General features: G+C 41.5%; 15 protein-coding genes. 8 read left to right on the top strand and 7 right to left on the bottom strand.

Features of this window, described 5'->3' with window-relative positions; genetic code table 11:
• The 4 genes from DW182_RS19020 to DW182_RS19005 form a co-directional block, all read right to left on the bottom strand.
• Positions 1-213 (bottom strand): helix-turn-helix domain-containing protein (locus tag DW182_RS19020; protein WP_147400139.1); only part of this gene is annotated, 213 nt, incomplete at its 3' end.
• Positions 214-342: 129 nt separating this feature from the next.
• On the bottom strand, positions 343-1,272 hold the full coding sequence (locus tag DW182_RS19015) for a hypothetical protein (RefSeq protein WP_118296501.1): 930 nt from the start codon (positions 1,270-1,272) through the stop codon (positions 343-345).
• Positions 1,273-1,378: 106 nt separating this feature from the next.
• Positions 1,379-2,572 (bottom strand): site-specific integrase, encoded by a 1,194-nt coding sequence (locus DW182_RS19010; protein ID WP_118296500.1) that lies wholly within the window; start codon positions 2,570-2,572, stop codon positions 1,379-1,381.
• A 172-nt stretch (positions 2,573-2,744) separates the two neighbouring features.
• Positions 2,745-3,710 carry a transporter gene (locus DW182_RS19005; RefSeq protein WP_118296499.1) on the bottom strand — a complete coding sequence of 322 codons (966 nt, stop codon included), beginning with the start codon at positions 3,708-3,710 and terminating at the stop codon, positions 2,745-2,747.
• Positions 3,711-3,850: 140 nt separating this feature from the next.
• Between DW182_RS19005 and DW182_RS19000 the strand changes: the two genes are divergently transcribed.
• The 3 genes from DW182_RS19000 (at position 3,851) to dnaA (ending at position 7,750) form a co-directional block, all read left to right on the top strand.
• Positions 3,851-5,095 carry an N-acetylmuramoyl-L-alanine amidase gene (locus DW182_RS19000; protein ID WP_118296498.1) on the top strand — a complete coding sequence of 415 codons (1,245 nt, stop codon included), beginning with the start codon at positions 3,851-3,853 and terminating at the stop codon, positions 5,093-5,095.
• A gap of 22 nt (positions 5,096-5,117) precedes the next feature.
• Positions 5,118-6,011, top strand: coding sequence for an MlaD family protein (locus DW182_RS18995; RefSeq protein ID WP_044154614.1), 894 nt, complete (start codon positions 5,118-5,120; stop codon positions 6,009-6,011).
• Positions 6,012-6,361: 350 nt separating this feature from the next.
• Positions 6,362-7,750, top strand: a complete 1,389-nt coding sequence (gene dnaA, locus DW182_RS18990; protein ID WP_007659995.1) for a chromosomal replication initiator protein DnaA — start codon at positions 6,362-6,364, stop codon at positions 7,748-7,750.
• Here dnaA and DW182_RS18985 read toward each other — a convergent pair.
• Positions 7,747-8,481 (bottom strand): NADPH-dependent oxidoreductase, encoded by a 735-nt coding sequence (locus DW182_RS18985; protein ID WP_044534836.1) that lies wholly within the window; start codon positions 8,479-8,481, stop codon positions 7,747-7,749. The two genes, dnaA and DW182_RS18985, sit on opposite strands and share 4 nt — an antisense overlap.
• A gap of 341 nt (positions 8,482-8,822) precedes the next feature.
• Between DW182_RS18985 and DW182_RS18980 the strand changes: the two genes are divergently transcribed.
• Positions 8,823-11,360: an adenosylcobalamin-dependent ribonucleoside-diphosphate reductase gene (locus tag DW182_RS18980; protein WP_021967659.1), complete on the top strand. Its 2,538-nt coding sequence runs from the start codon at positions 8,823-8,825 to the stop codon at positions 11,358-11,360.
• 135 nt (positions 11,361-11,495) lie between these two features.
• On the top strand, positions 11,496-14,195 hold the full coding sequence (locus DW182_RS18975; RefSeq protein ID WP_115503559.1) for a 4-alpha-glucanotransferase: 2,700 nt from the start codon (positions 11,496-11,498) through the stop codon (positions 14,193-14,195).
• A gap of 272 nt (positions 14,196-14,467) precedes the next feature.
• Here DW182_RS18975 and DW182_RS22605 read toward each other — a convergent pair whose 3' ends face one another.
• The gene (locus DW182_RS22605; RefSeq protein ID WP_255421305.1) at positions 14,468-14,608 is read right to left on the bottom strand and encodes a DUF6078 family protein; all 141 of its coding nucleotides are present in this window, start codon (positions 14,606-14,608) and stop codon (positions 14,468-14,470) included.
• A gap of 85 nt (positions 14,609-14,693) precedes the next feature.
• Here DW182_RS22605 and folB point away from each other — a divergent pair, with 85 nt between their 5' ends.
• A complete protein-coding gene (folB, locus tag DW182_RS18970) occupies positions 14,694-15,056 on the top strand; it encodes a dihydroneopterin aldolase (protein WP_007660003.1) in 363 nt (120 codons plus the stop codon).
• On the opposite strand, the gene DW182_RS18965 is transcribed toward folB, so the two are convergent.
• Entirely contained in the window at positions 15,053-16,795 is a 1,743-nt protein-coding gene (locus DW182_RS18965; RefSeq protein WP_167507337.1) for an ATP-binding protein, read from the bottom strand. The two genes, folB and DW182_RS18965, sit on opposite strands and share 4 nt — an antisense overlap.
• 212 nt (positions 16,796-17,007) lie before the next feature.
• Here DW182_RS18965 and DW182_RS18960 point away from each other — a divergent pair, with 212 nt between their 5' ends.
• Both DW182_RS18960 and DW182_RS18955 read left to right on the top strand, forming a co-directional pair.
• On the top strand, positions 17,008-18,708 hold the full coding sequence (locus DW182_RS18960; protein WP_118296497.1) for a tetratricopeptide repeat protein: 1,701 nt from the start codon (positions 17,008-17,010) through the stop codon (positions 18,706-18,708).
• Positions 18,709-18,832: 124 nt separating this feature from the next.
• Positions 18,833-19,216: a hypothetical protein gene (locus tag DW182_RS18955; protein WP_115503557.1), complete on the top strand. Its 384-nt coding sequence runs from the start codon at positions 18,833-18,835 to the stop codon at positions 19,214-19,216.
• Positions 19,217-19,236 lie beyond the last annotated feature (20 nt).

Here is a 19,236-nt window from a genome sequence, read left to right as displayed (position 1 = left end):
CAAGGGGGCAGAATCGCTTGGTTTTAGGGGGCAGCTTACACTGGATTTTCCATGTGGTTTATAGTGAGGTATCAAGTTACCTGATGTTAGTTTGTACAGGTAACTTTTGGAAAGGTTAAGAAACTTGCTCGCTTCATCAAAGCTAAGCACATTCTTAGTTAAAAACAACATCTGTTCGAGTTCCTCAACTCGCATCTCTAATGTCTTATCCATATTGCTTTTTTGGATTAAGTGAAACAATATGAAGGTGCGCACCCTCGTTTTCTTTTCGTTAACGAGGGCAAAGGTATTGAGGATTAGCTTGATAGTGGATTAAGCGATGTTTGAGGTCTTAACCTATTCTTAAAGTCTTTTCAGTTGTTTGATATAGTTGTATATGGTTGCAAATCCTTTCTCATGGGAGATGCCTTTCACATAATTAGTTGCTGTGGCTAAATCCCCTTGATTAAGGTATTTATCCCTACTTTTGTCTTTGGAAAGAAATAGTTTATTATTGGCAATAGCCGATTGCCAATTAGCGGTAATCAAAGACCTATTACTTAATTCCGAAAAAAGGAAAGCTACATATCTATTATTGTTTGACCTTAATATTACATTAGGCTTACAGGAAAGTATCGCTTTCAAGTCATCAACAGTTACAGAGGCATTGAACATTTTAACCTCGTTGATGCAATCTACAATCAATTCTATCTGTTTGTCATTAAGAATTGAACCAAACGGATTTTCCGTTTCAGCAATAGGGGGTACGGCTTTTATCGGAAACTCGGTGTTTGTTGTCGGCTTCTGTTCTTCCTGTTCCTGCTGCGGTTGCGTTTCCGTCTGCGTTCTGTCCTCTTTCTTTTTTCGCAAGTATGCTGAATATCTTTCCAATACAACAACTCTAACTACTACGGAAAAATAAGGCAATTCTTCATCATAGACTGAATTGTCCTGTTCGTATCGGGAATAATCAAATGAAAGAGGAGAGAATAAAAGGTATTTTCTTTTTTCATCGGGCTTCAAGGCTTCATAAAAACCGCTTTCCCAAAAGAAATCGGGTATCGAGTAAAAATTTTGAATGTCATTCAATACAGAATAACGAATGTAGAGTTGTGCCAATTCATCTGCAGTACGGATGTACTCCTGCCGTTCCAGTTCATCAGCCTGTTCACAGTTCAAATATTTGGACTTGGCAGCAATGCTATCCGTAATAATTTGGTAGGCATGATTTATACAACGGTTGAATATGCCTTGTATATGGTCGAATTTTACTTTCAATTCTTCTTCTGTCATAAGATACTCTGTTTCAGTTAGTAGAAGCAAAGATATATTTTTCTTGTGAAACAAGGGCAAAAAAAGAAAGAAAGTACGGTTGTCATAGTCCGTACTTTCTTTTAAATTAGTCTGTTAAATTCGGTATCAAACTTATAGCTTCTTCTTTCTTTTTATCCACAATCTTAGCGTAAATTTGGGTAGTCGCAATATTTTTATGTCCCAACAGCTTACTAACCGTATATAAATCAGCCCCTAATGTTAGCATCATAGTTGCATGGGTATGGCGTGAAACATGGAAGGAGATGTGTTTAGTAACTCCTGCCGCTTTAGCCCACTGTTGAAGTATCTTATTTATTGTTCCCTCATGTGTCAAAGGAAAGATTAAATCGCTATCTATAGCTTCTCCTCTCTGTGGCAACCACTTCAATGCTTCATCGGATATGGGAAGATAAAGCGGTTCTTTAGTCTTTTGCATTTTTATCTCAATCCTAATCCTATCACCACTTTTCTGTAAATCATTCCATTTTAATTTTCTTAAATCGCTTATTCGCAATCCACACAAGCAGCTAAAAAGAAAAGCCTGTTTCATTATCTCATATTTACATTCCGTATTTATTAAGAGTTTCAATTCTTCAATAGTCAAATACTCCCTACGGCTGGCTTCTGCCTTCACTTTGTCGGCAAAATCAAACTCTTTTGTTGGGTTTACTGTTATAATGCCATCTTTATAAGCTCTATTTATAGCAGTTCGTAATACTCCATAATAAGCAACTACCGAATTATTGCTTAATAATCCGCCTGCTTTAGTTACTCCGTATTTACTCGCTTTCTTTACCTGCTTTAAGAAATCCACAAAACTACTAAGGAAATCTTTATCAATATCACGAAAAGCGATATAATCCCCTCTAAACAATTTCAATTCACGGATAGTGTTACCAATAGTCTTTTCATAATTCAGACTGCCACGCTCTTTAGATTGGGCTCTCATATCCAACAAATAGTCAAGTACGTTTGCTTTGGATTTATTGGTATTCTGAAATCCGTGCGCATCATTCTGTAACTCAACAATCCGTTTGCTCTGAATAGCTTTGGCAAGCGCCAAAGTAGCTTCATTCTTAGTCTTATCCTCCCTCGTCTTTTCCGGAATAAGATATAACTTCAAAAACTCGTATTGGCGTTTACCACCAACATAGTTTTCTTTTCTAATCACATCACCAGTGTAATAATCCAAATAAATGGATTGATTACCATTGGCAAGCTGCTTAAATCTGATTCTTACAGGTTCTTTCAGTTTGACCTCTTGTTTCTTCTTCGCCATACTTATGTTTTTATTTTGTTACCGATGGCAAATATAGATATTTTTTTGTTACCCAATAGCATTTGAGTAACAAACTAGTAACAAAATAAAGGAATTTATAGGCAAACACAGGAAAGCAAGCAAAACAAAGGAAACAAGATAAACAAAATATAAACCACTATATTTCAGATATTTATATTTTATTTTTTAGCTCTTTCTTCCTCTTTTTCCACAGCTGATAACTGTTGATGATATTCTGCCACAGAACATAAGATCCCGGCCCTACAGAAGATAAAGGATTTAAATAAGTATAAGCCATCCAAATGGCAAGAACGGTATTCTTCTGCCCCAAAGCCTGTCCTCCACTGATCCGATCATTATAATGCCCACCAATCCTTTTACCCAAAAAGAATTGCAGACAACAAGTAATCAATCCTGCAAGAGCTATCAGAATTTCAACAGAAACCGGCGCATCACTATTTACCAATGAACGGACTGTCTGTCCGGATACGATGGCAAGCGCCACACCCCATAGATAAAAAGCAAGATCATGGAAACCTAACAAGAAATGATGTACACGCGGCATAAATAGCCGTAGGAACCATGCCAGAAGAAAAGGGAAAAGCAATAAAGGAAAGACTTTACTAAGAATCTTCAAAAAGGCTGCAAAGAAAGTCATATCAGCATGAGGTTCCACCAATGGAAAGACTAATGGGACTGCCACTGCTGCCAACAAATTAGATAATAAAGTATAGGTAGTCAATGTAGACGCACTGCCTCCCAATTTTCCGGTAATAACAGCCGCCGCTGTAGCCGTTGGACAAATAAGACAAACCATAGCTCCTTCAAACACTTCCCTGTAAACTTCCGGCATCGGACAACATACCAGCAAAGCAGCAAGTGCCAGGCAAGACAACGTCTGAATTAACAGCAACCAGCCATGCCATGCTTTTGGTTTCAATTCATTCAGATTCTCCACCTTACAAAAGGTCAGTAATAGCTGGGCAAATATCAGCAGAGGGGTTATGTACGCAATCAAATCACTGATATATGGTTTGGTAGGCGCCAAGAAAGGGACATTCGCAAGGATGAAGTACCCCAAAGTACCTGAAAGCATTGCCATTGGCAACGTCCAGTTCTTAAGAAAACGAACTAACATACCTTTTTCTATTTAATTTGCGGGTGCAAAGTTAGTCCCTTTTAAAGAAATCTATCACAAATCCGGGAGAAAAGTGACAAAACTTCACACAAAGCATCAGTTTTCTATAAATTTCCACTACATTTGCAACGGCTTTTAGTATGGAACTCTATAAACGATACATATTATATATAAGTATTTGCTTCGGGCTGTTCATCTCTCCTTTTTGTACCACCAGCATCGAAGCGAAAGATTTCGTTGTCGTTATTGACGCCGGACACGGCGGGCATGATCCTGGCGCTTTAGGCAAATTCTCCAAAGAAAAGACCATCAATCTAAATGTTGCCCTCAAATTGGGAAAACAAATAAAGAGGAACTGTCCGGACGTAAAAGTGGTATATACTCGCGAACGGGATGTATTTATCCCTCTTGGCCGACGTGCGGATATTGCCAATAACGCTAAAGCCGACCTGTTCATTTCCATTCATACCAATTCTGTGGCAGGTAGTAAAACAGCCAAAGGCGCCTCTACATGGACACTCGGTTTAGCTAAGTCGGACGCTAATTTGGAAGTAGCCAAGCGGGAGAACTCCGTGATTTTATACGAAAGTGATTACAAAACACGCTATGCAGGATTTAATCCGAATTCTGCAGAATCGTACATCATCTTTGAATTCATGCAAGACAAATACATGTCTCAAAGTGTGCATCTGGCTTCACTGGTACAAAAGGAGTTCCGCCATACCTGTAAACGTGCAGACCGTGGTGTGCACCAGGCCGGTTTCCTGGTACTCAAAGCCAGTGCCATGCCCAGTATCCTGGTAGAACTCGGTTTTATATCCAACCCGGAAGAGGAACGTTATCTAAACTCGGAAACCGGAAGTACTACATTGGCAAACGGAATCTTCCGCGCTTTCCTGTCCTATAAACGTGAACACGAAATACGTATGACAGGAAGTAGCCGTACCATATTACCGGAAGAAACAGATGCCGGCAATGTAGAGGAATCAGATACTACCAACGAAAAGGCTGAGGAATCTCCCGAAATTACTCAGAAACCAGCGGCAGCTCCCTCCAATACTACCAGAACGAAACAAAATGCAGGAAAAGTTACCGAATCGCAAACCGACACCGGCAGTCCAGTGTTTAAAATACAAATACTCACCTCTTCACGTCCTATCGCAGCCAATGATAAAAGACTGAAAGGTTTGAAAGGTGTGGAACATTTCCAGGAAGGTGGACTTTATAAATATACATACGGTTCATCAACAGACTATAACAAGGTAGTACGTACCAAACGTGAAATAACGCCAAAGTTTAAGGACGCTTTTATCATCGCTTTTAAGAATGGTAAGAAGATAAACGTTCAAACGGCTATCGAGGAGTTCAAAAAGAAAAAGAAATAAATAATAAGACTATAACATCATGATGAAGTATCTTACGAAAGAGGTTAGAATAGGAATAGCGGGTATTGTTGCCCTCTGCATATTAGTATACGGTATTAATTACCTGAAAGGTATCCACCTGTTTAAGCCTACCAACTATTTCTACGTCAAGTTCCATAACATAAATGGATTAACCAAATCAAGTCCGGTCTTTGCCGATGGCTTCCGTGTAGGTATTGTACGCGATCTTTATTATGACTACACACAATCCGGAAAAGTCATAGCAGAAATCGATGTAGATCCGGAATTGCGCATTCCGAAAGGTAGTACTGCTGAACTGACCTCTGAACTTATGGGAGGTGTCAAAATGAATCTATTGCTGGCAAATAACCCGCGCGAAAAGTACCAGACAGGCGATACCTTACAAGGTAGTGTCAACAATGGCGTCATGGACCAAGTAGCCGCAGTTATGCCACAAGTAGAGAAAATGCTTCCCAAGCTGGACTCAATTCTTGCCTCACTAAATACGATACTTGGAGATCCGGCAATCCCGGGTACGCTTCATAGCGTACAAAACACGATGGCGAACATGGAAGTGACCAGCCAACAATTACAGGCTATCATGAGTAAAGATATTCCCCAACTCACGCAAAAGCTGAATACTATCGGGGATAACTTCATCACAGTCAGTAATAACTTGAAAGAAATAGATTATGCCGCTGCGTTTGCCAGCATAGACTCTACATTAGCTAATGTAAAAATGATTACAGACCAGTTAGGCAGGAAAGACAATACGATTGGTTTATTATTAAATGATCCGTCGCTCTACAACAATCTGAATGCCACAACAGCCAATGCAGCCAGCCTTCTTGAAGACCTGAAATCGCACCCCAAAAGGTACGTTCATTTCTCCTTGTTCGGCAAAAAAGATAAGTAGGGAAAAACTTATTAAATAGAATAAGTCTAAATAACAGGAGCAAACAGGTTTGAAAGAAAAAGCCGCGGTAAGTCCATGTAGGAACTAAAGTATTCCCTTCTGCACAATCCATCAGAAAGTTTAAAATCCTGTTATTTAAGTGCATATTATATTATAATACAGATACTTATAAAAATGCAATAGCCCTCAAAAGGGGCTATTTACATGTAAATAGATAAGTGATTGAAAGTAAAGAGCTTATTACTTTTAACAGAAAAACAAGAAAAAACACATTTGTTTTTCTCAAATAAGATTGCGAATTTTGCAAGCGTAGAAGTTTTGCTTAATTAATAAATGTATTCAAAGCCGTTATGAGTGAATTAAATCATGTCGGGCTATGGAACCGCTGTCTTGAAATCATCAGAGACAATGTTCCGGAGCAGACATACAAAACATGGTTTCTCCCCATCATACCTTTAAAATATGAGGACAAGACGCTGGTCGTACAGGTACCCAGCCAGTTCTTCTATGAGTTTTTGGAGGACAAGTTTGTTGACTTGTTACGTAAAACTCTATATAAAGTCATTGGTGATGGTACCAAGTTATTGTATAATGTAATGGTGGATAAGAGTTCACGTACTACCGTTAATCTCGAATCTACCCCCCGCACCATTATTCCACAGAAAAAGATAATCGGCAAAGAGATACCGCAAGCGCCTATTGCAGATTTAGATCCACATCTGAATCCTGAATACAACTTCGAAACATTTATTGAAGGCTATAGCAACAAACTTTCACGCAGCGTAGCAGAAGCTGTCGCTCAGAATCCGGCAAAAACAATTTTCAATCCGCTGTTTTTCTATGGAGCGTCAGGTGTAGGCAAGACACATCTCGCAAATGCTATCGGCACAAAAATTAAAGAACTCTATCCGGACAAAAGAGTATTATATGTATCGGCACATTTGTTCCAGGTACAATATACTGACTCTGTACGTAATAATACAACAAATGACTTCATCAACTTCTACCAATCAATTGATATATTGATTATTGATGATATTCAAGAATTTGCCGGTGTTACCAAAACGCAGAATACATTCTTCCACATCTTTAATCACTTACACCAAAACGGCAAACAGCTTATCTTGACTTCGGACCGTGCTCCCGTATTGCTGCAAGGTATGGAAGAACGACTCATCACCCGTTTCAAATGGGGCATGGTAGCTGAACTGGAAAGACCGACTGTAGAATTGCGCAAGAACATCCTTCGTAATAAGATACACCGTGACGGATTACAATTCCCTCCGGAAGTAATCGATTATATCGCAGAAAATGTAGGCGACAGTGTGCGTGACTTGGAAGGCATCGTTATTTCCATCATGGCACATTCTACTATATATAACAAGGAAATTGATCTGGAACTGGCACAACGCATTGTGCGGAAGGTAGTGAAAAGTGAAAGTAAAGCGGTTACTGTTGATGACATCATCAATGTGGTATGCAAGCATTTCTCACTGGATACCGCTACAATCCATACCAAGTCACGGAAACGTGAAGTAGTGCAGGCACGCCAGATAGCTATGTTCCTCGCCAAATCTTACACAGATTTCTCAACGGCTAAGATAGGAACACTGATAGGCAACAAAGATCACGCGACCGTATTGCACGCCTGCAAAACCATTAAAGAATTACGGGAAGTAGACAAGGCTTTCCGCGCAGAAATAGATGATATCCAAGCATCATTAAAAAAGCAGGGTTAAAATCCCTGCTTTTTTATTACTTTCCAAAGATTCTCCGACATTACTTCGTTATCTTCTTTCTTATAACGTACATCAGTAAAGACTTGCGCCAAAGTTTCTTTGTTGTTTTCAAGAATAAACTGCTTATTTTCAGGCAAAGATTCCTTATAAGCATACAGGCGATCTATATCTCCAGGAGTATAATCATGATACGTCTCCTCATGTACAATAGCTTCCAACGGCAACCGATCTACCTGCGCAGGTTCCTCAGCAGGCCAACCCACTGTCACTGTTGTAATAGGAAACACCAATTCAGGCAGCTCCAGGGCCTCAATTATCATTTGCGGATTGTAAGTCGTCGTACCCAGATAGCATATACCTAATCCTTTTTCTTCCGCAGCTACACAAAAAGTCTGAGCTGCCAACAAGGCATCTACAGAACCGGTTACGAACCACTCTAAATTATTATACCCGGGAGTTGCTTTTCGTTGTTCGCACCATTTAGTAAAACGACGCAGGTCTATACAAAATGTTAAAACTACAGGCGCAGTTTTCACCATCGGCTGATTAAAATGAGCCGGTGCCAGCTTAGCTTTCCTTTCTGCATCACGCGTTACAATTACACTATACACCTGCATATTCCCGACTGTAGAGGCTCGGAACGCAGAATCAAGCAAATCATTTAACAAATCAGAAGAAATATCTTTCTGCTGATATTTGCGGATTGTTCTTCTCTGTTTTAGGATTTCCATTCTTCTATTTTTTTGCAAATATAAGAAAAGAATGGCAGATTGTTACCAAAGAACAAATTTAAAGTTTATCCATGTTTTCTAAAAGGAATTAGCCCATCCAGTCAAGTTTGAAAAACAATTTTCTTTTTGGAAAACTTTTTGTTCACCACACAATGCTAATATTTTATAAATCAGCAGACTATCATTCTAAAATAAAAATCTCACAGCCTGTTCATAATTTATTCTATTTTTATTTTGCTATAATAAAAAACATTCTTAGCTTTGCAATCACATTTGTTAATGATAGGTATCACTTCTACACTCTTACTTATTAAAAAAATAAATCTAAGGAAAAAAGCATCGTGGAAAAACAAACTTATTCTTACGAGGAAGCCTATGAAGAATCTTTACGATATTTTCAAGGCGACGAGTTAGCTGCACGTGTTTGGGTAAACAAGTACGCAGTAAAAGATTCTTTCGGAAATATTTACGAAAAATCTCCGAAAGACATGCATTGGAGAATAGCCAATGAAGTAGCCCGTATCGAGGCGAAATACTCTAATCCATTAAGTGCAGAGGAACTGTTCGACCTGCTCGACCACTTCAGGTACATCGTTCCGCAAGGAAGCCCGATGACCGGAATCGGTAACAATTATCAAGTAGCTTCTTTATCTAACTGCTTCGTGATCGGAGTAGATGGAGAGGCGGATTCTTATGGTGCCATCTTCAAAATAGACGAAGAACAAGTACAGCTTATGAAACGCCGTGGTGGTGTAGGACACGATTTGTCGCACATCCGCCCGAAAGGTTCTCCGGTGAAAAATTCTGCTTTAACCTCTACCGGCCTGGTGCCATTCATGGAGCGTTACTCCAATTCTACGCGTGAAGTTGCTCAGGACGGACGACGTGGCGCACTGATGCTGAGTGTATCTATCAAACATCCCGATTCAGAAGCATTCATCGATGCTAAAATGACGGAAGGTAAAGTTACAGGTGCCAATGTATCTGTGAAACTAGACGATGCATTTATGACCGCTGCTATCACAGGTACTCCATATATTCAACAATATCCAGTCAATGCCGCTGAACCAACAGTGCAAAAGGAAATCAATGCAACCAATTTGTGGAAGAAGATCGTTCACAATGCATGGAAATCGGCAGAACCGGGTGTATTGTTCTGGGATACCATATTAAAAGAATCCGTACCCGATTGCTATGCAGACTTGGGATACCGCACAGTTTCCACCAATCCATGCGGTGAAATCCCTTTGTGCCCGTATGATTCCTGCCGTTTGCTGGCTATCAATCTTTATTCCTATGTGGTAAATCCTTTCAAACCGGATGCATACTTTGACTTTGAATTGTTCCAGAAACATGTAGCGTTGGCTCAACGCATTATGGACGACATCATTGATCTGGAATTGGAGAAGATAGAACGCATCATAGAAAAGATTGACGCTGACCCCGAAAGCGAAGATGTGAGACATACGGAACGTGTATTGTGGGACAAGATTTATAAGAAGAGCGGACAAGGACGCCGCACCGGTGTAGGTATCACTGCCGAAGGTGATATGCTTGCTGCACTGGGATTGCGTTACGGTACGGAAGAAGCTACCGAATTCTCAGAAAAAGTACATAAGACGGTTGCCCTGAGTGCTTACCGTTCATCAGTAGAAATGGCAAAAGAACGTGGTGCATTCGAAATTTACGATACCGAACGTGAAAAGAATAATCCGTTCATCAATCGTTTGCGCGAAGCAGATCCCCAGTTGTATGAGGATATGAAAAAATACGGTCGCCGCAATATTGCCTGCCTTACCATTGCACCGACGGGAACCACCAGTCTGATGACTCAAACTACCTCAGGTATCGAGCCTGTATTCTTGCCCGTATACAAGCGTCGCCGTAAAGTAAATCCGAACGACACCAACGTACACGTAGACTTCGTGGATGAAACAGGAGATGCTTTTGAAGAATATATCGTCTTCCATCCCAAATTTGTTACATGGATGGAAGCACAAGGGCACAATCCTTCTAAACGTTACACACAAGAAGAGATTGATGTATTGGTTGAGCAATCACCTTATTATAAAGCAACCTCAAACGATGTAGACTGGCTGATGAAAGTCAAGATGCAGGGACGTATCCAGAAATGGGTAGACCACTCCATCAGTGTGACCATCAATCTGCCGAACGATGTGGATGAAGACCTGGTAAACCGCCTGTATGTAGAGGCATGGAAATCCGGTTGTAAAGGTTGTACGGTTTATCGTGACGGCTCACGTTCGGGCGTACTCATTTCTGCCAAGAGCGATAAGAAAGAAGAAATGCCTCCTTGCAAACCGCCTACGGTAGTAGAAACCCGCCCGTCAGTTCTGGATGCCGACATCGTACGTTTCCAGAATAATAAAGAAAAGTGGGTGGCATTCGTCGGTTTGCTGGACGGACATCCTTACGAAATCTTCACCGGTCTTCAGGACGATGACGAAGGTATCATTCTGCCGAAGAACGTTACTTCCGGACACATTATTAAGAAGGTGGACAAGGACGGCAGCAAGCGTTACGACTTCCAGTTCCAGAACAAACGCGGATATAAAGTCACCATCGAAGGTCTGTCCGAAAAGTTCAACAAGGAATACTGGAACTACGCCAAACTGATCTCCGGAGTATTGCGTTATCGTATGCCTATCGAACAGGTTATCAAGCTGGTCGGCTCTTTGCAACTGGACAGCGAAAGCATCAACACCTGGAAGAACGGTGTGGAGCGCGCATTGAAGAAATACATAACGGACGGCACAGAAGCCAAAGGCAAGAAATGTCCGAACTGCGGCAACGAAACACTTGTATATCAGGAAGGTTGCCTCATTTGTACCACTTGCGGAGCTTCACGTTGCGGATAAAAACAGACCTGTGAAATGCAAGCACAAACGTTTGCATAGGAATTTAAAAAACTTAGATAGCGGTAGCTGCTTGATTATGCGGAATAATGTCTATACTTGCATAGTCAATGCAGCTATTACTAAATCTAATATTATATGATACTATCTTTTCATATCGAGTACCGCACAAGTTGGGGTGAAGAGGTCAGAGTCTTAGGATCTATTCCTGAACTGGGTAACAATCAACCCGGTAAAGCCGTACCCTTACAAACAGTGGATGGCATTCACTGGACTTTAGATGCGGACATTCAAGCGCCTGAAAACGGCATCGTACAATACAGTTATCACATTTATCGCGACGGCAAAGATACACGTACGGAGTGGAACAGCCTTCCCCGCACGCTCTATGTATCGGCTGACAAGAAGAAGGTCTACCGCCTGCAAGACTGCTGGAAGAATCTGCCCGAACAGCAATACTTCTACACGTCTGCTTTCACGGAGTCCCTGCTTGCACATCCCGAACGTAGTGCCGCCCCCAAAAGCCACAAGAAAGGATTAGTGATCAAAGCGTATGCTCCGTGCATCGACAATGACCACTGCCTGGGCATTTGCGGCAACCAGAAAGTTCTGGGAGATTGGGACGCGGATAAAGCCGTTCTGATGAGCGACTCCAACTTCCCTGAATGGCAAGTCGAAGTAGACGCCTCGAAAATCAGTTTCCCGCTGGAGTACAAATTCATCCTTTATAATAAGAAAGAGCATCGTGCCGTGGCATGGGAGAACAACCCCAACCGCTACATGGCCGATCCGCAGATAGGCGCTAACGAAACACTGGTAATTGGTGACCGTTACGTTTACTTCGCCCTGCCCGACTGGAAAGGTGCCGGAGTAGCCGTGCCCATCTTCTCGCTGCGCTCCGAAAAGAGCTTCGGCGTAGGCGACTTCGGCGATCTCAGGCAGATGATAGACTGGGCAGTACTTACCCATCAGAAAGCCGTACAAATATTGCCTATCAACGATACTACCATGACGCATACATGGACGGATTCTTATCCATACAGCAGTATTTCCATTTATGCTTTCCATCCCATGTATGCGGATCTGAAACAGATGGGAACGCTGAAAGACAAAGAGAAAATGGCCGAATTCAAAAAGCGTCAAAAAGAGCTGAACGCCCTGTCCACTGTAGATTATGAAGCAGTAAACCAGACAAAATGGGAATACTTCCGCCTGATATACAAACAGGAAGGCGAGAAAGTATTGGCATCCAAAGCTTTCCGCCAATTCTTTGAAAGCAACAAAGAATGGTTACAACCATACGCCGTGTTCAGCTATCTACGCGATGCCTACAAGACGCCCAACTTCCGCGAATGGCCGAAATTCTCCGAATATAAGGCCGAAGAAATTGAGAAGCTGTGTCAACCTAAGTCCGCCGACTATCCACACATTGCCATCTACTTCTTCATCCAGTTCCACTTGCACCTGCAACTGTTGGCAGCGACGGAACATGCACGCGCCAACGGTGTAGTGTTGAAAGGTGATATTCCCATCGGTATCAGCCGCAACAGTGTAGAAGCATGGACAGAGCCTTATTATTTCAACCTGAACGGCCAAGCGGGTGCACCACCCGATGATTTCTCCGTAAACGGTCAGAATTGGGGCCTTCCCACCTACAACTGGGACGTAATGGAGCAGGACGGTTATTCTTGGTGGATGAAACGTTTCCGCAAAATGTCAGAATACTTCGATGCCTACCGTATCGACCACATCCTCGGCTTCTTCCGCATCTGGGAAATCCCGATGCATGCCGTACACGGACTGCTGGGTCAGTTTGTCCCCGCCCTGCCAATGACGCGCGAAGAAATAGAAGGTTACGGAATAGCATTCCGCGAAGATTTCTTTACGAAACCCTATATCCATGAATACTTCCTCGGACAAATGTTCGGCCCGCATACTGATTACGTAAAGCAGACCTTCATAGAGCCTACGGAAACGTGGGAAATATACCGTATGCGCCCTGAGTTCGACACCCAACGCAAAGTAGAGGCATACTTTGCCGGAAAGACGGACGAAGACAGCATCTGGATACGCGACGGACTATACGCATTAATCAGTGACGTATTGTTTGTGCCCGACCGTGAAGCCCCGCACAAATTCCATCCACGCATCGGTGTACAACACGATTACATCTACCGTGCCCTGAATGATTGGGAAAAGGCGGCGTTCAATCGTTTGTACGATCAGTATTACTATCACCGCCACAACGAGTTCTGGCGCGAACAAGCCATGAAGAAGTTGCCGCAACTGACGCAATCCACCCGTATGCTGGTATGCGGTGAAGACCTCGGCATGATTCCCGACTGTGTAGCTTGGGTAATGAACGATCTGCGCATCCTAAGTCTGGAGATACAACGCATGCCGAAAGATCCTTCACAGGAATTCGGACATCCGGACTGGTATCCGTACCGCTCGGTTTGCACCATCTCTACACATGATATGTCTACGCTACGCGGCTGGTGGGAAGAAGATTTCCTACAAACGCAACGGTACTACAACGCCATGCTGGGGCATTACGGTGCCGCACCTGCCGTTGCCACTCCGGAACTTTGCGAACAAGTGGTACGCAACCATCTTTACAGCAACTCTATCCTGTGCATCCTCTCCTTGCAGGACTGGATGGCTATGGACGGAAAATGGCGCAACCCCAATGTACAGGAAGAGCGCATCAACGTACCCGCCAACCCCAGACATTACTGGCGCTACCGTATGCACCTGACACTGGAACAACTGATGAAAGCGGATAGCCTGAACGAGAAGATCAAAGGACTGATAGAACAGACCGGACGAAAAGGATAATATTCAGGTAACACATTAGTGCTTTAATTATCAGCGCATTGCATTTACATTTCATTTTCGCCATGATGTAAAAGCATTTACCGCTGGATGTAACGACCTTTACCGCTTATTGTAACGCTCTTTACCTCCTATTGTAAATGCTTTTACCTCGGCATGTAAATGGAGTTACCATTTGAGGTAAACAAGATAACAATGAAAGGAAACAGCCGTGCCCTCGTAAGGTGAAATACATTCACCTGCCGAGGGCACGGCTGTTTGTTCGTAAGATGTGATTACCTGTTCGCAGGATGACAGGATACACTGACTGCCAGAGCTTCCGTAGTACACACAAAACCTCTGGCATAGTTCACTTTCTTGTTGGAACGGTAATACTCACATTTCCCCGCCATAGCCTCAATCGTTTTCGGATTCAGCGTAGGCAGGATACAAATATACCTGTTTTCTTTGTTTACTGGGCAGTTATTCTTATTTTTGTCATTAACCTAATATTCCATTGATATGAACAGTTATATATTCCTTGATAACGTCCGTTTCTTTGCCTACCACGGTGTAGGTCAGCAAGAGCGGGAAGTAGGTAATGAATTTGTCATTAACCTGAAATTGAAAGTCGATATTGCACGTGCCGCCGAGACTGACGATGTGACACATACCGTCAGCTATGCCGATGTATACGAAAATGTGAAAGCTGAGATGGAGATACCTTCTAAATTGCTGGAACATGTTTGCGGACGTATTGTAAAGCGCCTGTTCCGCACTTTCCCCACTGTTAAAGCTATTGAACTGAAACTCGCTAAACGCAATCCGCCCATGGAAGCCGATTTGGATGCGGCAGGAGTGGAAGTACAATGTGAAAGAGTTTAAAAAGAAACCTCCTCCATTCGTTCCAGTTCGCAGCCTCGAAACTGTACCACAATGCAATGTAACTGCGTATTCTGTATCAACTGCTTCACCTTGGGGGCAGCAGCATACATCCTTACCTGCCCCACTGCTTCCTGCCATTGCGTTTCGGTTTTCGATTCCGAATCTTTGGAGGAGAGGTATTTTAGTTCTATGATGTAACTGTGTGCCACTTCATAACGCAACAGGTCGGGCATTAGGAAAAGATCACAGAAACCATGGTTCAGTTCCAGTTCGGGAGCAAGCAGGTAGTAGGCGTTCACACTCAGATAAGCCGTGAAAAAGCCTTGGATATTTCGCTCGCCTTCGATGGCACTGCGAACGGAAGAGTTCTCCTTGTAGGCGTGAGCAATGAATTCCAGTGATTCACGCCAATGACCATCGTAAGCCATATCGTAGAATAAGTCCAGCATACTGTTGAGATCAATATACCGTCTCTCCTGATACTCTTCCAGCATGAATTCATAATACTGCTTACGCACATTGTTGTTAGGGATGCTAAGTACCATACGCTGTCCGCGTGTGGCGGTGATGGTGAGCATTCCGTAATAGAAGAGCAGACTGGGAAATATCTCCGGGTTGGCAATCTCTGTAGCAGGAAAAGTAGTGGTCAGGGCGGTGACTATCTGACCTTCCTCAGTGATTTTGCGCAGCACTCCTTTACGATTACCATCCAATCGATCCAGTTGAATAAGTTTCTTCATCTTGTTGTAATCCGTACGGGTGTTGGGATCTATCATTTCTTTGGGAGATTTTCCTAAAGTAATGTAATGTCTCAGATAATAAAACACCATGTCACAGTTGAACATCTTCGGATCGCGGTCTAAGCTTGCTTCGGCGAAACAATAATTATCATACCATGGCTTCATCTCCGCTATCATGGCTTCAACGTCGCCATTGTGCTGCCCGACATCCTTATAGTATTGCAGCATTTCGCGCACATCCTTTTCGCTGAATCCCAGCATCATGTTGAATTGGAAGTCGGTACTGATGTTCCATCCGATGTTGAATCCGCTGGTCAGGTCGTCCAAGATGACGGGGCTGACGCCGGTCATGAAGATGCGCTCGAACATACCTTTAAACTTCTTGAATACTTCTCGATAGAAGCCGCTGACATGGGTCAAGGCATGATACACCTCATTGCCTTGTTCATTAAGGACTACGTTGGTAAAATTATCATATTCATCAATGATAAGGTAAAGGGCAGCACCGGTATTGTGTGCCTGCCAATCCAGGAAGTTCAGTTTATTGGCAGAACCGAATTGCTCTTTCATATCTTTTTCGAACCCCGGATAATAGTAAGGTTCATAAATAAGAGCAAAATTATTCAAGGCTCCGCTGCAATAATCATCAAAATTCCGGTCTAATGCACCTATACCTCCCACGCGCGAGAAGTCGAGATAGAGTATCTGGTATTTCCCCTGCAACGGCGTAGGCTGACCGCCTATCCACAAACCTTCGAAGCGCTTCCGGAACTTTTCTTTTTGGGCGATGTCATAATAAGCCCGCAACATACTTAAGAAAATGCTCTTTCCAAAACGGCGGGGACGGATGAAGAATAAACTGTTGGGCTGCTGCTCCAGTAAAGGCAGATACATGGTTTTATCCACATAATATTGATTCTGTTCCACCACTTCTACAAAGTTGGATACGCCATAAGGTATTCTTTTTACATTCTCTTCTATAATTGTTCCCGTTTTCATATTATTTCGGCAGCGATAAGACAAAAGTAACTCATTCTTGCCGAAGGAACAAACAAAGCACAGGAAAGTTTGCTGGCCTTTCATAGACTGCGATGGTAAATTAGTATGAATCGAACCATAGCTTTTCTGAATGAACTATAAAAACAGCCCTCTTATCATCAGCTTTATAAATAATTATTTATACCTTTGCTGCCAACAAAATAACCGACCAAATGGTAAACTTAAAGATTACAACAGCATTATTTACTGTTTTACTACTATTTTCTTGTTCACACAAAAGCGAAACAGAAACATTATTCTCACATGCCGATACACTCATAGAAGAATATCCCGACAGTGCACTCCAGTCATTGGACTTATCACCGGAAGAAATAGAAGGACTTTCCGACAAAGAATGCGCACGCTATGCGTTATTACTTGCACGTGCCACGGACAAGTGCAAGCTCTCTTTGCTACCTTGCGACTCACTGCTGAATGTAGCATTAGATTATTATGACGATGACGAGAAAGAAAAAGCGATAGCATTGCTCTATAAAGGCAGACTGGCTGTTGAAATGGAAGAAGCAGAAGAAGCAACAACTTGTTTCCAAAAGGGATTAACCATCATACAAGATTTCCCGAAAGAGCTTAAGACAAAGAATTTACTTCTCAGTTCATTGGGAAATATCTATTTTGATGCCGGATACTATGACAAATCTATGGAAATATACGAAACGATGTATGAATGTTGCACTACAGATCTGGAAAAATCAATAGCATTGAACAATATCAGTACATATTATTGCTTAATAGATGAAAAGGATTCTACCTTAATGTTCCAGCGCGAAGCATTAAATTATGCTATAGCTTCGGGAGATTCTCTACAGATTGCAATGTCTAAACACAATTTAAGCCTGAAATTTGATAATTTTAACGAGCTTGATTCCGCCTTATATTATGAAAAAATGGCTCTCAAAGAACTACCTCAAAAGGAAAATCATGGAAACTGCTACTTCAATCTCGGAGATTTACTTTTAAAAACAGGTAAAAATAAAGACTCTGCTCTTTACTATTTAACCAAAGCCTTAGAGGATGTACCCATTGAAAGCAAAGCTTCATGTCTAAAAAGTTTATATAATCTTGAAAAAGAAAACGGAGATTACAAAACAGCAAATACCTATTTAGAAGAACATTCCGCTATCATAGACTCATTATTTTACATGGAACAGTCAACAGAAATACAACAACTGATTTATGAATACAATACCAAAATGAGGGTAAGAGAGGAACAATTAAAAGGAAAGCGCACCATACACCGCACTATTGCAGGATTCGTTTCGATTTGCTTTCTCATTATACTTGCTTATCAAAACTATATAAACCGGAAGAAACGTATTCAACTCCAATACAAACAATCATTAGAGCAAACACAGAATAAGTTATCATCTTTAGAAACTACCATTGAAAACAATCAGCTAATGATTACCTTATTAAAGCAAGAACAGAACATTTTAAAGCAAGAACATGAAAACAAAGAACAGCAAATAGAAGAAAGAGAACAAGCCATAGCTCGCTTAAAAGAAGAGAAACAACAGTTACTCCATTGGTTGTTTGCCCAAAGCAGCATTTACCAAAGAGTGATTGCTCTATCCCAACAAACCACTTCGAATAAAAAACAAATGAAAGCTTTAACCACTACGGAGCAGGAACAACTGAAAAAGACAATATTCGGAATTTATCAAAGTTACATATCTTTCCTCCACAAAGAATATCCCAAGTTAACGGAAGATGATCAATTGCTCCTTTGCCTACAGAAAACTTCACTTAACCCATTAGCCATTGCAATTTGTTTTGGCTATACCGATACGCACCCTCTCAATCAAAAAAAATACAAAATGAAAGAGAGAATGAGTAGAGAAGAAAGTAAGGTGTGACTACTAAATTTGATATTCACCTACTTATCAACACATTACATTTCTATAGTATGACTGCAAAAATGCATTCATGATAATTTTTTGCCCTAACTTTGCAATCATAAACCATTAATTAAATATAGAAATGAAAACAAAAGTATTATTTATTCTATTATCGGTATTATTCATTATGCCCATAAATGCAATCCCCCACAAAAAGCATCGACACAAAGTAAATGCTAAAATTATTAGTACAAATTATAAAACTACCACCCGCAGCCCCTTATTTTTTAGCCTAACTGCTGACGAAACAGACAACAACTTAGCTATTACTTTTCAATTTCCCTTAGAGGAAGCAGATATCACTGTGACTGATAAAGATGGAAACATAGTCGTCTCTGAATTGAATTCCTCCATCTATGAAGGAAAAACAGTTTACGTTCCAAATTCTGATTCTTATCCCTATCTGGTAGAAATCACTTCTCCTCGTTTAGATATAGAAGCAGAAATTACATCAGAAGATTATTAAGTTAACCATAATACTAATTT

The organism is Bacteroides sp. AM16-24, assembly GCF_003471885.1.
Lineage (GTDB): Bacteria > Bacteroidota > Bacteroidia > Bacteroidales > Bacteroidaceae > Bacteroides.
The sequence above is the reverse complement of the archived record's forward strand: the minus strand, read 5'-3'. Positions and strand labels throughout refer to the sequence as shown.

Coding starts and splice junctions, on each gene's coding strand:
- DW182_RS18960 (WP_118296497.1), top strand. CDS start 17,008: ATGGTAAACTTAAAGATTACAACAGCATTATTTACTGTTTTACTACTA.
- DW182_RS19015 (WP_118296501.1), bottom strand. CDS start 1,272: ATGACAGAAGAAGAATTGAAAGTAAAATTCGACCATATACAAGGCATA.
- DW182_RS18965 (WP_167507337.1), bottom strand. CDS start 16,795: ATGAAAACGGGAACAATTATAGAAGAGAATGTAAAAAGAATACCTTAT.
- DW182_RS18995 (WP_044154614.1), top strand. CDS start 5,118: ATGAAGTATCTTACGAAAGAGGTTAGAATAGGAATAGCGGGTATTGTT.
- DW182_RS19005 (WP_118296499.1), bottom strand. CDS start 3,710: ATGTTAGTTCGTTTTCTTAAGAACTGGACGTTGCCAATGGCAATGCTT.
- DW182_RS19000 (WP_118296498.1), top strand. CDS start 3,851: ATGGAACTCTATAAACGATACATATTATATATAAGTATTTGCTTCGGG.
- DW182_RS18955 (WP_115503557.1), top strand. CDS start 18,833: ATGAAAACAAAAGTATTATTTATTCTATTATCGGTATTATTCATTATG.
- DW182_RS19010 (WP_118296500.1), bottom strand. CDS start 2,572: ATGGCGAAGAAGAAACAAGAGGTCAAACTGAAAGAACCTGTAAGAATC.
- DW182_RS18985 (WP_044534836.1), bottom strand. CDS start 8,481: ATGGAAATCCTAAAACAGAGAAGAACAATCCGCAAATATCAGCAGAAA.
- folB (WP_007660003.1), top strand. CDS start 14,694: ATGAACAGTTATATATTCCTTGATAACGTCCGTTTCTTTGCCTACCAC.
- DW182_RS18975 (WP_115503559.1), top strand. CDS start 11,496: ATGATACTATCTTTTCATATCGAGTACCGCACAAGTTGGGGTGAAGAG.
- dnaA (WP_007659995.1), top strand. CDS start 6,362: ATGAGTGAATTAAATCATGTCGGGCTATGGAACCGCTGTCTTGAAATC.